The sequence below is a fragment of the Dietzia sp. Die43 genome, assembly GCF_024519835.1.
Taxonomy (GTDB): domain Bacteria; phylum Actinomycetota; class Actinomycetes; order Mycobacteriales; family Mycobacteriaceae; genus Dietzia; species Dietzia kunjamensis.
In genome coordinates this window covers 97162-109493 of sequence record NZ_JALJRF010000006.1, presented here as the reverse complement: position 1 = coordinate 109493, position 12332 = coordinate 97162, and the positions used below count along the sequence as shown (strand labels likewise).

The following is a 12332-nucleotide window of genomic DNA, read 5'->3' as shown; positions in this document are numbered from 1 at the left end:
CGGCCACGGAAGGAACCCCCATGCAGGTCACGATCGGCGATCACGACATCGAGTTCGGCCCCAAGCGGATGCGGCTGACGGCCGACGATGCCCCGCCCGCCACCTACCATCACATCGGCGTGCGGCCCGTCACCCCGTTCATCGGAGCGGACGTCGAGGGCGTCGACCTCGCCGCCCCGTCACCCGAGCAGATCTCCGAACTCAAGACCGCGCTGCTCGAGAGGAAGGTGCTCTTCTTCCGGGACCAACAGCACGTCACCGCCCACCAGCACCGCGACTTCGCCGCCCACTGGGGCGACCTGGAGGTCCACCCGCTCCTCGACCAGGGGGAGATCCCCGAGGTCGTGAGGTTCGACCGCGGACAGGACAACCCGGGCATGGAGAACATCTGGCACGTGGACGTCACCTGGCAGGACCGGCCCCCCATGGGGTCGGTGCTGCGGGCGATCCAGGTCCCCGATGCCGGCGGCGACACCCTGTGGTCGGACATGGGCAACGCCTACGACGCGCTGCCGGACGAGATCAAGGAGCGGATCGACGGGCTGACGGCCACACACGACTTCACGCCGTCGTTCGGCCGGAGCATGTCCCCCGACAAGCTCGCCGAGATGCAGAAGCGCTACCCGCCGCAGCACCATCCGGTGGTCCGCACGCACCCCGAGACCGGCCGCAGACTCCTGTTCGTCAACAGCCTGTTCACCACCGGTATCGACGGCATGGACCCGGTCGAGGGCAGGGAGTTGTTACGGCGCCTGCTCGACCAGGTCAAGATGCCCGACTTCCAGGCACGCCTGCGTTGGGCCCCGGGCACGGTGGCGTTCTGGGACAACCGGGCCACCCAGCACTACGCGTGCAGTGACTACTTCCCCCATCGTCGGGTCATGGAGCGCGTCGCCATCGTCGGAGACGTGCCGGCATGAGCCCGTCAGACGACGCGTTCCCCGAGGCCGGTCTCGACCGTCACGTCCTGCCCGTGCGGCGGCTCGCCGGTCGGGTGCCCGCTGAGATGGACCGCCGCGATCAGCAGGACGGGTTCCCGGGCGTCGAGCAGATCCGCCCACCGCAGGGGGCGCCCAACGTCCTGCTGGTGATGCTCGACGACGTGGGGTTCGGCACGTCCACGGCGTTCGGGGGCCCCTGCCGCACCCCGACCATCGAGCGCCTCAACCACGACGGGGCGGGGTACACGCGGTTCCACACCACCGCGCTGTGCTCGCCGACCCGCGCCGCGACCCTCACCGGGCGCAACCACCACAGCGTGGGGATGGGCGTGATCGCCGAGATGAGCACCCGCGCACCCGGATACACGGGCATGCGGCCCGACTCGGCGGCCACCATCGCCCGGGTGCTGCGCGGCAACGGCTACGCCACCGGCGCGTTCGGCAAGATGCACCAGACCCCGCCGTGGGAGACCACGGCCGCCGGGCCGTTCGACCGCTGGCCCACCGAGGAGGGGTTCGACACGTTCTACGGGTTCCTGGGCGCCGAGGCGGACCACTTCACCCCGGTCCTCTACGACGGGCGTCGACAGGTGGACCCGCCCCGGACGCCGGAGGAGGGATACCACCTCACCGAGGACCTGGTGGACCACGCCGTCCAGTGGGTCGAGAACGTCTCCGCCGTGGCCCCCGACATGCCGTGGTTCTGCTACCTGCCGCTGGGCGCGGTCCACGCGCCGCTGCACGTCCCCGAGTCCTATCGCGACCGGTACGTCGGCGAGTTCGACGACGGCTGGGACGCCCTGCGTGAGCGGACCCTGGCGCGCCAGAAGGAACTGGGAGTGGTCCCCGAGGACACCGAGCTCGGACCATGGGCGCCCGGTCTGCCGCACTGGGACGAGCTCGACGACGACGAGAAGAAGGTCGCCGCCCGACTCATGGAGCTGTACGCCGGGTTCCTCGAGCACACCGATGACCAGGTGGGGCGATTCATCGACCATCTCGACTCGACGGGTGCGCTGGAGAACACCCTGGTCCTGTACATGGTCGGGGACAACGGCGCCTCCACGGAGGGCGGCCGGCTGGGCGCGTTCAACTACCTCGCCGGACTCAACGGGCTGCCCTCGACCACCGAGGAACTGCTGGCCAAGTGGGACGATCTCGGCGGCCCCGACTCGTACCCGCACTTCCCGTCGTCCTGGGCACTGGCGCTGAACACCCCCTACCAGTGGGCCAAACAGGTCGCCTCCCACTACGGCGGGACCCGGAACGCCCTCGTCGCCCACTGGCCGGGCCGGATCGCCGAGCCGGGCAGGTTGCGCCACCAGTGGCACCACTGCGTGGACATCGCCCCCACCATCCTCGAGGCCGCGGGCCTGCCGATGCCGCACACCGTGGACGGCGTGGCGCAGAAGCCGTTGGAGGGGGTGGGCATGACCTACACCTTCGACCAGCCCGACGCCCCGGACCGGCACACCACCCAGTACTTCGAGATCTTCGGCAACCGCGGGATCTACGACCACGGGTGGACCGCCGTGACCGCGCAACGGGCGCCCTGGCTGATGGCCACCTCCGGCGTCGACCTCACGCCGCTGGCGGACAGTACATGGGAGCTCTACGACACCCGCGCGGACTGGTCGCAGTCCCGTGACCTCGCCGCAGAGCACCCCGAGATCCTCGAGCGGTTGACGATGAAGTTCATCGCCGAGGCCGCGCGGTACGACGTCCTGCCGCTGGACGACAGCACCGTGGGACGCCAGGCCGGCGTCGACAACCGCCCACCCCACCCCATGGGCGGCCGCTCGTCGATCACCCTGTACCCGCACATGGACGGGCTCAACGAGAAGGCCGCGCCCAAGCTGCTCAACCGTGCGTTTCGTCTCACGGCGTCGCTGGAGGTCCACGGAGGCGATTCCCCCGCGGCCGGGTCCTGCGAGGGTGTGCTGCTCAGCCTGGGCGGCCGCTTCGGTGGCATGACGCTGTACATCGTCGACGGGGTGCCCGTCTTCGAGTACAACTTCTTCGGTCGACACCACGGCCGGGCAGCCGGCAGCGAACCGCTCGCCGCGGGTGCGCGCACCGTCGAGCTCGAGTTCGCCTACGACGGAGGGATCGCGGCGGGCGCGGACCTGCGCCTGCTCATCGACGGTGAGCAGGTGGGGCACGGGCGGATCGCCGTGACGGCCCCCGCGATGTTCAGCATGAACGAGACCCTCGACATCGGGCGCAGTCGGGGGAGCGCGGTGAGCACCGCGTACGAGGGATCGTTCCCGGTCCGCGGCGCCACGCTCCACCACGTGCAGGTGGATCTCGGTCGCGGCAGTGAACTCCCGCAGGCGCGACGGGACGAGATCGAACTGGCCACCCACTGACCTCGGCGACGGACCGGTCGCCGGGTCAGACCCGGCCGCGCAGGAGCTTGCGGAAGTACACGACGGGCTGGACGAACCGGTCGAACGCGTACGTCATCCGTCGCGGGGCGAAGAGGTCGATCCCCGGCACCGACGGGGCCGGCCGGCCGTCCCGGTCGTGCTCGTCGAGCACCAGTCGGCCCCTGCTCACGGCCACGGGGATGACCGTGTAGCCGTCGTACTCCTTCAGCGGCTCACCGTCGCGGGCGGCGCGCAGGTTGTCGGCCACCACCGCGACCTGGTCGCGCAACGCGCCACCGGACGGGCGGGTGTCCACGGTCGCGGCGTCCCCCAGTCCCCACACCGTCTCGTGGCGCGTGTGGCGCAGGGTGCGGGGGTCCACCTCGACGAGCGTGGCGGCGTCGCCCGTCGCCAGGCCCGAGTCGGCGACGAATCGCGGTGCGCGGCTGTCCGGGGTGACGTAGGCGAGGTTGACGTGCTCGAGGGTCACCGGGGCGGGGCCGTCGAGCGAGACGGTCCGGGCGGCGTGGTCCACGGCGGTCACCCGTGTGTCGGCGTGCACCGTGATGCCGTAGTCCTCGATGAACGGCTGCAATCGGGAGTCGATCTTCTCCAGTCCGAGCAGTCCGCCGAACGGGGTCACCAGGTGCACGTCGATCCGGTCGAGCACCTCGGCCCGCCGCCACCGGTCGCACGCCAGGAACATCGCCTTGAGCACCGTCCCGCCGCAGGATGCCGGCTCGGGCGGAACCGAGAACACCACGGTGCCCTCACGTTCACGCACGAGGGCGGCACATGCCCGACCGGCGTACTCGGGCACGTGGGCGGACACCGCCCAGCCGTCGACGTAGGCCTCCTGCAGTCCCGGAATCTCCTCCCAGTGCGGGGTGAGACCGGGGCACAACACCAGGTCGCGGTAGCTGACGGACGCGCCGCTGTCGAGGGTGACGGTCCGGGCGTCGGGATCGACGCGGGTGGCCGCGTGCGGCACGAGTTCGACCCCGTCCGGGACCACGGTCGCCATGGCCCGCTCGTAGCGGGACATGCGTGCCTGCCCGGCCGCGGCGTAGTTCAGCATCGGCCGGTAGCGGTGCACCGGGCTGGGGTCGATGAGCGCGATGCCGCCCACGCCATCGCGCCTGAGGCGGGCCGCCAGGGAGACCCCGGCATTGCCTGCCCCGACGATCACGGTGTCGAACGCGGCGGGCATGGCTCTAGAACACCTCGAACGCGTAGCCGACGAGGCCGACCACCAGGAGGAGGACGACGATGGCGATGACCACGATCCACACGACGGGACTCGTGCGTCCCGGCTGGGGAGTCGGGCTCTGCCGCTCCGTGGGGGCCTGCTTCCGGGCCGCGCTGTCCGACTGCAACGAGGTCGAGTCGGAGTCCGGGGTCACCCCGGCAGGGGCGGAACCGGTGTCATCCACGTCCGGGCTCTGGGCGGGATCAGGGTCTGACGGTCGGGCGTTGGTCATAGTCGCACCTCTCGTTGACTGGGACCCACACGCTAGGTCGTCGGTGGTCGACTATCCACCGGTCGGTGCCCGAGCACGACCACACCCGGCCCCGCCCCGGCCGCGAGACAGGAGAGGACCTCCGCGACAGACCACGCGGTGATCGCGGACGTACGACCGCCGGAGTCGGGGTCCACGGCGTTCTCGAACTGCAGGTCGTAGCGGCCCATCGGTGACTCCCACTCCACGACGTGGCGGGTGCGCCGGACCGCAGGGTCGGCGACGACGATCACCTCGGTCCGGTCCAACCCCAGCGTGGCCAGCGCGAGCGCGACCGAGGTGTTGGAGGTGAGCGGGAACTCCAGAGCGGCCTCACGGGCGGAACCGCGGAACACCTCCCGGCGTTCGGAGAGCTGCTCGTCGACGTTCAGCGCGGCCGGGCTCTTGATGGTGACGTGCCGAAGGTGGGCGTCGTCGGTGCCCGCGCGTGCGGCCGCCGCGAGAATGTCGAGCCCGCCGACCGCTCCGGCGGGCACGAGAACACGACCGGCGCCGGGCCCGCGGGAGACGAGTTCACGGGGGTCGGCGTGACGGGCGAAGACCCCGCAGGAGCACACGACCATGTCCCTGCCGGCCGCCGTCACTCGCGGGATGAACTCCTCGGCAGCGTCGACGCTGCTGGCCTCGACCACCACGTCGGCCGCCGCGATGGCCTCGGTGATCTCCTCGTCCGTGCTGCCCGATCGGAGCACGTCGCCGAGCCGAGCACCGGGGACGTCGCCCCGTTCCAGCGCCTCGATCACCGCGCCGCCGATCGCGCCGGCACCGATCACGGCGACTGCCAGCGGGCGGCTGCGCGTGGTCTGATCCGCCGCGGCGGGCGCGTGAGCCTCGCCGGTCGCGGGTCCGTTCGCCGGCTCGGGTGAGGGGCCGGGCGCCGGGCTGGATGCGGGGCCGGGCGCCGGCTCGGGTGAGGGGGAGCGGGACGGGGTCATGATGAGGCCACCGTACCCACTGTGAGCAGCCGAGACCGGCCGGTGGGGGACTTTTGCGCGACCGATCGGCGACTCCCCGCCGAGGCGATCGACGGCCGTCGTCGGCGTATCCCGATGGGCGAGGTCCAGCGTCAGCTCATCCTCGATGGGGTCGAGGGACTGCTCGAGCAGATGCCGGCATCGGACATCTCGGTCAAGGACATCACCGACGCCGCGGGGATCAAGCGGCCGAACTTCTACTTCTACTTCGAGTCCAAGGACGAGGTCCTGGGGGAGCTGGTCGGGCGGGACTGGGACGCCTGGATCGAGACCGTCGGGAGCTATCACCGTCGGGCGGGGGAATCGCACTCCGACTACTTCGACCGGCTCTTCGGCCAGTCCTACGCCGCGTGGGTGGAACACGACCAGGTGATGGTCGCCGGCCTACAGGCGACCGGGTACGACGACAAGGTGAGGTCCCGCTGGACCGAGTTGGTGACCGGGTTGAACGCTCACCTCTCGGAGCAGATGACGCAGGACGTGGAGGCCGGGCTGATCACCCCGTTGTCCGATGACCACGGGGCGATCATCGACAGGCTGACGGACATGATCGTCATGGCCTTGTACCAGGACCGGTCGCTCAAGCCCGTCGAGGCCGAGTCGGCGCGGATGCTGGCGTCCATCAAGGCGATCTGGCTGGGTGCGTGGGGAGCACCGTACGGCCGGTGAGGCCGTTTCCCGGTGCTGCCGGCTACTCGGTGCTACCGACGAGCATGGTCGGGGTGACGCCGAGGTTGGCGCCGTCCGCGGCCAGGGCCCGGCCCTCCTCGGTGGACATCGCGGCACCCATCGCCTCGGCGTCCGCGAAGAACAACTGGGCCATGAGATGGAACTCGGGTGCGGATCCGTCCGGGCCGGGCAGGAAGCGCGTGACCTTGGCGTCCTCGAGGCCGGGCACCTTGAGGGCGAGGGGAATGTGAGTCCCGGTGTAGTACTCGTCGAACTCCTCCACGTCGTCGGGGGTGCCGTAGAGAACAGTGAGGGTGATCAAGGGGTTTCCTTTCGAGGGGCGCCCGGCCCGATGGCCGGCCGTGGGGTGTCGTAGCGGTGATGATGCCCCAGTCCACGGCGCCACGGGCCCGGTCCGTCAGGTGAGTCCGCCCTGATCCGTTGATCCCGTCCCGGACTGGTTCTAGCGTGAACCCATGAGGTCACACGCGGCGGGACCGCTGGTCGGGCTGGGGCTCCTCTACGGGGCCGGGGTGGGCGCCGTCCTCGGCGTCGTGATCGCCGGCCCCCCGAACCCGGCCACCTGGATGGTGATGGGCGCAGGCATCGGTGTGGTCGTGGGGAGCGTCGCCGAACTGTGGCGTGACGTGGCACGACGATCCGCGCACTGACGCCCGCGGTACCGGCCTCGGCCCTATCGTGATGTGATCCGATCCCGAGAACTCCGGAAGGACCGATCTGCCATGACCACCATCAACACCGTCGACCGCGGCCCCCGCGTCGTCGCCCGCAGCGTCACCGTCAACGCCCCCGCCGAGGAACTGTTCGCCCTCGTCACCGACCCCCGCAAGCACGGACTCGTCGACGGGTCGGGAACCGTGAAGAGCAACGTCAAGGGCCCGTCGACCCTGTCCGAGGGCGCCAAGTTCACCACCTCGATGCGCATGTACGGCGTCCCGTACCGCATCACCAGCACGGTCACCGAGTACGTCGACTCCCCTGACCGGAAGGTCATCGAGTGGGCGCACCCCGCGGGCCATCGCTGGCGCTGGGAGTTCACCCCGACCGCGGACGGGCGCACCGAGGTCACCGAGAGCTTCGACCCCCGACCCTCGAAGATCGGCGCGATCTTCGAGAAGATCGGCGTGGCCGACCAGAACGCCTCCGGCATCACCGAGACGCTCTCGCGCCTGGCCGCGAAGTACGAGACCGCGGGCTAACCTCTCGTCGCCGACCGATCCCGGCCGCGTGCACCCCGATAGCGGGAGATGAGGGTCGCTGTCGAGGAATCCAGTTCGATCCCGGAGGTGTCGCCGGAGGCGAGTGCCGGGTAGAGGTCGCGGGCCTGCTTCTTCCCCAGTTCGACCCCCCACTGGTCGAAGGCGTTGATGTTCCAGATCGCCCCCTGGACAAAGACGACGTGTTCGTAGAGCGCGATGAGTTGTCCGAGCACGCCCGGGGTCAGGGCGGGCGCGAGGATCGTGGTCGAGGGGCGGTTTCCGGGCATCTTCCGGTGCGGGAGGAGAGCGGTGTCGGTGCCGTCGGCCCGCAGCTCTGCCTCGGTCCGGCCGAACGCGAGCACCCGGGACTGGGCGAAGAGGTTACTCACGAGCAGGTCGTGCATCGCGCCGCGGTCGTCGGCCGCCATGGTTCCGTCCGAGGGGCGGGCGATGCCGATGAAGTCGACGGGGACGAGGTGCGTGCCCTGGTGCAGGAGTTGGAAGAACGCGTGCTGACCGTTCGTCCCCGGTTCGCCCCAGTAGATCTCACCAGTGGGGTGGTCGACCGCGGATCCGTCGAGGCGGACCGATTTGCCCAGCGACTCCATGGTCAGCTGCTGGAGATGGGCGGGGAACCGCGCGAGATCGTGCGCGTAGGGGATGACGGCTTTGGACTGGGCGCCCAGGAAACTCGTGTACCAGATGCCCAGCAGCCCCATGAGCAGTGGCGCGTTACGGTCGTCCGCGGCGCCGGCGAAGTGCTCATCGATCGTGTTCATGCCCTCCAGAAATTCGATGAAGGCCCCGGGCCCGAGGGTGATCATGCAGCTGAGCCCGATCGCGGACCCCACCGAGAAGCGGCCACCGACCCAGTCCCAGAAGCCGAACACCGCCTCCTCGGCGATGCCGAAGGCGGCGACCTCGTCCGCCGCGGTGGAGACGGCGACGAAGTGCGCGGCCACGGCGTCCTCCGCGCCGAGCCGCTCGAGGAACCACCGGCGGGCGGCGTGGGCGTTCGCGAGGGTCTCCTCGGTGGTGAACGTCTTCGACGCGACGATCACCAGGGTGGTCTCGGGGTCGATCCCGGCCAGGGTGGAGTCGAGGTCGCGGGGGTCGACGTTCGACACGTAGTGGGCTGCGATCCCGGCGGTCTGCAAGGGGCGCAGGGCCCGGTCGACCATCGCGGGTCCCAGATCCGAGCCGCCGATCCCGATGTTGACCACGGTGTCGATCCGCTTGCCGGTGTACCCGGTCCAGTCCCCGCTCCGGACCCGCTCGGCGAAGGCGGTCATCCTCCGAAGGGTCTCGTGGACGTCGGCGATCACGTCGCGACCGTCCGGGGCGAGCGATTCGCCGGGGCCCCGCCGGAGGGCCGTGTGGAGGACGGCCCGGTCCTCCGTGGTGTTGATGCGGTCGCCGCGGAACATGGCGGCGCGGCGGCCCGGCAGGTCGGCGGCGTGCGCGAGGCCGAGTAGCGCGGTGACGACCTCGTCGGTGACCAGGTTCTTGGACAGGTCGATGTAGAGATCTCCTGCCGTCACGCCCAGGCGGCGACCGCGATCGGGATCGCGGTCGAACAGCGCTCGCAGGGTGGTCCGTCTCGTCGAGGCCGCCAGGGCCTCGACCGCTCGCCACTCATCGGTGGTGCTGATGTCTGAATCGACGCTGTTCAACGGCTGTCCTTCGCTGTGAGGGAGGGGGTGGGTCGAGCCGACGATACCGCGGTGTACACATTTGACTACAGCTTCTGTACACAAATGACTACAGTGGCGGTGTCGGGTCGACGATCCGGCTGCGCCCACGAGAGAGGTCTCGATGACGAACTCGAGCACGACGATGAACCCCGGCCGTGCCGCGACCCGACTCTCCGGGAAGGTGGCTGTGGTCACCGGCGCCGGACAGGGAGTGGGTCGGGGCATAGCCCTCGCGCTGGCGGAGTCCGGCGCCGCGGTGTTACTGGTCGGCCGGACGCTGCGGAAACTCGAATCGGTGGCCGAGGAGATTCGCGCCGCCGGCGGCACCGCGGACACCCTCGCCGTCGACATCACCGACGACGCCGCACCGGAGACCATCATCTCCACGGCCGTCTCGTGGATGGGTTCGGTCGACATCCTGGTCAACAATGCCAATCTCGCCGAACCGTTGCCGCTGGAGGAGTACTCGGACGCCGCGTTCCGCACCGCGTTCGAGGCCGGCCCCCGGGCGTCCCTGAGCTTGATGAAGCAGGCTCGTCCGTCCATGGTCGCTCGGGGTGGCGGGGTGGTGATCAACCTCGCCTCCTCGGCCGCGGTGCGGTGGGACGCGGCGGACTACGGCGTCTACGCCGCGGTGAAGGAGGCGATCAGGGCCCTGACCCGGGCGGCCGCCTGCGAGTGGGGCGCTGACGGGATCCGGGCACTCAATGTCGCTCCCCACGCCCACAGCCCCGGCCTGGACTGGTGGATGCGCCACAACCCGGAGGAGGCCGAGGAGTTCGTCGCGGCCATACCGGCCGGGCGCGTGGGCGACGCCGTGGCGGACATCGGCCGGCCAGTGGCGTGGCTGTGCTCGGCGGAGGCGTCCTATCTCACCGGGGTGACCATCCCGCTCGACGGTGGCCAGTCCCGATGGGGCTGACCTCCGCTCCCACCATCAACGACAGAAGAGGCCACACCATGCAGTTCTCCGTCCCGGTCGCGTTCAGCCCGATCGACCAACTCCTCGGCCTGGCCCGCGCGGCCGAGGACGCGGGCTTCGCCCGCGTCACGCTTCCCGATTCACTGTTCCTGCCCCACCGGCAGGACACCGACTACCCCTACACGCCCGACGGGTCGCGGATGTGGGACGAGCACACCCCGTGGGTAGAACCTCTGACCGCGATCGCGGCGATGGGCGTGGTCACCTCGACCATCAGGTTCTGCCCGCAGGTCCTCAAACTCGGCCCCCGTCAGCCCCTTCTCCTGGCACGGCAGTTGTCCACGGTCTCCCACCTGACCGGCGGGCGCGTCGACCTGGGGGTGGGGATCGGTTGGGATCCCAACGAGTTCGCCTGGTGCGGCGTCCCCTACCCCGGGCGGGGCAAGAGGGTCGACGAGATGCTCGAGATCATCCGCCTGGCCGGTGACGGCGGGTGGTTCGAATACCACGGTGAGCACTTCGACTTCGACCGCCTCACACTGGATCCGCCGCCCGTGGCCCAGGTGCCGTTCTACGTGGGCGGGCACACCGCTCCGGCGCTGCGCCGCGCCGTCCGGATCGGCCAGGGGTGGACCTCGGCGATGATGGGATTCGACGAGATCGCCGCCACCATCACCCGCCTCGGAGAACTACTCGAGGCCGACGGCCGCTCCCTCGCCGACCGCGGGGACGGCCGACCGTTCGAGGTTCAGGTGGCCTGCACCGACCGATACGGCAGCCGCGGTTTCGCCCAACTCGAAGAGGCGGGGGTCACCGATGTCATCGTCATCCCGTGGTTGATCGAGGGCCACGGATACGACGCCCCGCTGGACGCCAAGTGCGAGTCGATCGCCCGGTTCGGCGAGAAGTACATCAGCGCATGACCTCGACACACATCAACCACACCGCTACGACCCCAAGGAGCCCCGCATGCCCGACACCCCGTCCCTGAAGCTCGGTTACAAGGCGTCGGCCGAGCAGTTTGGTCCGCGTGATCTGGTGGAGTTCGCCGTGCTGGCGGAGCAGGCGGGGATGGATTCGGCGACGGTGTCGGATCATTTCCAGCCCTGGCGCCACGACGGCGGCCACGCGCCGTTCTCGTTGGCGTGGCTGACGGCGGTGGGGGAGCGCACCGAGCGGCTGCAACTCGGCACCTCGGTCCTGACGCCGACGTTTCGCTACAACCCCGCCGTGCTCGCCCAGGCGTTCGCCACCATGGCGTGCCTCTACCCGGGCCGCGTCTTCCTGGGGGTGGGCACCGGCGAGGCGCTCAACGAGATCGCCACCGGCCACCAGGGTGAGTGGCCGGAGTTCAAGGAGCGGTTCGCGCGCCTGCGCGAGTCGGTCCGGCTCATGCGCGCACTGTGGACCGGTGAGACCACCAACTTCGAGGGCGACTACTACTCCACCAAGGACGCATTCCTCTACGACGTTCCCGAGGGTGGCGTGCCTGTCTACGTCGCCGCGGGCGGCCCGGTGGTGGCCAAGTACGCCGGCCGCGTCGGCGACGGGTTCATCTGCACCTCCGGCAAGGGGATGGAGCTGTACACCGACAAGCTGCTGCCGGCCGTCGAGGAGGGAGCGCAGATCAACGAGCGTGACTCGGCGAAGATCGATCGGATGATCGAGATCAAGATCTCCTACGACCCCGACCCGGCCGCCGCGCTGGAGAACTGCCGCTTCTGGGCCCCGCTGTCCCTGACCCCGGAGCAGAAGCACTCGGTGGACTCCGCGCGCGAGATGGAACGCCTGGCCGACGAGCTGCCCATCGAGCAGGTCGCCAAGCGGTGGATCGTCGCCTCAGACCCCGACGAGGCCGTCGAGCAGGTCAAGAAATACGTTGACGCGGGCCTCAACCACCTGGTCTTCCACGCCCCCGGCCACGACCAGAAACGCTTCCTCGACCTGTTCACATCCGACCTCGAACCGCGACTGCGTCGCCTCGCGTAGGCACCGCGGGCGGGCAGGTGACCCGCCCGCCCGG

General features: G+C 70.1%; 13 protein-coding genes. 8 read left to right on the top strand and 5 right to left on the bottom strand.

Annotation, left to right across the window (positions count from 1 at the left end; genetic code table 11):
- Nucleotides 1–20 precede the first annotated feature (20 nt).
- Nucleotides 21–920 carry a TauD/TfdA family dioxygenase gene (locus NR111_RS06790; protein WP_119192572.1) on the top strand — a complete coding sequence of 300 codons (900 nt, stop codon included), beginning with the start codon at nt 21–23 and terminating at the stop codon, nt 918–920.
- A complete protein-coding gene (locus tag NR111_RS06785; RefSeq protein ID WP_256820350.1) occupies nt 917–3310 on the top strand; it encodes an arylsulfatase in 2394 nt (797 codons plus the stop codon). Before NR111_RS06790 ends, NR111_RS06785 begins: the two co-directional genes overlap by 4 nt.
- Before the next feature lie 25 nt (nt 3311–3335).
- Here the strand turns inward: NR111_RS06785 and NR111_RS06780 are convergent, their stop codons facing one another.
- From NR111_RS06780 to NR111_RS06770, 3 genes are read right to left on the bottom strand one after another with little or no spacing between them, the layout of a single operon-like run.
- On the bottom strand, nt 3336–4520 hold the full coding sequence (locus tag NR111_RS06780) for an NAD(P)/FAD-dependent oxidoreductase (protein ID WP_256820349.1): 1185 nt from the start codon (nt 4518–4520) through the stop codon (nt 3336–3338).
- Nucleotides 4521–4524: 4 nt separating this feature from the next.
- Complete coding sequence (locus NR111_RS06775; RefSeq protein WP_067716453.1) at nt 4525–4791, bottom strand: hypothetical protein; 267 nt, start codon at nt 4789–4791, stop codon at nt 4525–4527.
- Between the two features lie 32 nt (nt 4792–4823).
- Entirely contained in the window at nt 4824–5765 is a 942-nt protein-coding gene (locus tag NR111_RS06770) for an aspartate dehydrogenase domain-containing protein (RefSeq protein WP_306227600.1), read from the bottom strand.
- 21 nt (nt 5766–5786) lie between these two features.
- Between NR111_RS06770 and NR111_RS06765 the strand changes: the two genes are divergently transcribed.
- Entirely contained in the window at nt 5787–6473 is a 687-nt protein-coding gene (locus NR111_RS06765; protein ID WP_256820348.1) for a TetR/AcrR family transcriptional regulator, read from the top strand.
- A gap of 22 nt (nt 6474–6495) precedes the next feature.
- On the opposite strand, the gene NR111_RS06760 is transcribed toward NR111_RS06765, so the two are convergent.
- The gene (locus NR111_RS06760; RefSeq protein WP_154830542.1) at nt 6496–6795 is read right to left on the bottom strand and encodes an EthD family reductase; all 300 of its coding nucleotides are present in this window, start codon (nt 6793–6795) and stop codon (nt 6496–6498) included.
- A gap of 154 nt (nt 6796–6949) precedes the next feature.
- Here NR111_RS06760 and NR111_RS06755 point away from each other — a divergent pair, with 154 nt between their 5' ends.
- Together NR111_RS06755 and NR111_RS06750 are read left to right on the top strand one after the other, a co-directional pair.
- Nucleotides 6950–7144 carry a hypothetical protein gene (locus NR111_RS06755; RefSeq protein WP_256820347.1) on the top strand — a complete coding sequence of 65 codons (195 nt, stop codon included), beginning with the start codon at nt 6950–6952 and terminating at the stop codon, nt 7142–7144.
- 72 nt (nt 7145–7216) lie between these two features.
- On the top strand, nt 7217–7693 hold the full coding sequence (locus tag NR111_RS06750; RefSeq protein WP_256820346.1) for an SRPBCC family protein: 477 nt from the start codon (nt 7217–7219) through the stop codon (nt 7691–7693).
- Here NR111_RS06750 and pgi read toward each other — a convergent pair.
- Nucleotides 7690–9366, bottom strand: coding sequence for a glucose-6-phosphate isomerase (gene pgi, locus NR111_RS06745; RefSeq protein ID WP_256820345.1), 1677 nt, complete (start codon nt 9364–9366; stop codon nt 7690–7692). The genes NR111_RS06750 and pgi overlap by 4 nt on opposite strands.
- 142 nt (nt 9367–9508) lie before the next feature.
- On the opposite strand from pgi, the gene NR111_RS06740 reads away from it, so the two are divergent.
- From NR111_RS06740 to fgd, 3 genes are read left to right on the top strand one after another with little or no spacing between them, the layout of a single operon-like run.
- Nucleotides 9509–10309, top strand: a complete 801-nt coding sequence (locus NR111_RS06740) for an SDR family NAD(P)-dependent oxidoreductase (RefSeq protein WP_256820344.1) — start codon at nt 9509–9511, stop codon at nt 10307–10309.
- The gene (locus NR111_RS06735) at nt 10300–11232 is read left to right on the top strand and encodes a TIGR03619 family F420-dependent LLM class oxidoreductase (RefSeq protein WP_256820343.1); all 933 of its coding nucleotides are present in this window, start codon (nt 10300–10302) and stop codon (nt 11230–11232) included. Before NR111_RS06740 ends, NR111_RS06735 begins: the two co-directional genes overlap by 10 nt.
- A 46-nt stretch (nt 11233–11278) precedes the next feature.
- Nucleotides 11279–12298 carry a glucose-6-phosphate dehydrogenase (coenzyme-F420) gene (fgd, locus tag NR111_RS06730; RefSeq protein ID WP_256820342.1) on the top strand — a complete coding sequence of 340 codons (1020 nt, stop codon included), beginning with the start codon at nt 11279–11281 and terminating at the stop codon, nt 12296–12298.
- The last annotated feature ends 34 nt before the right edge of the window (nt 12299–12332 follow it).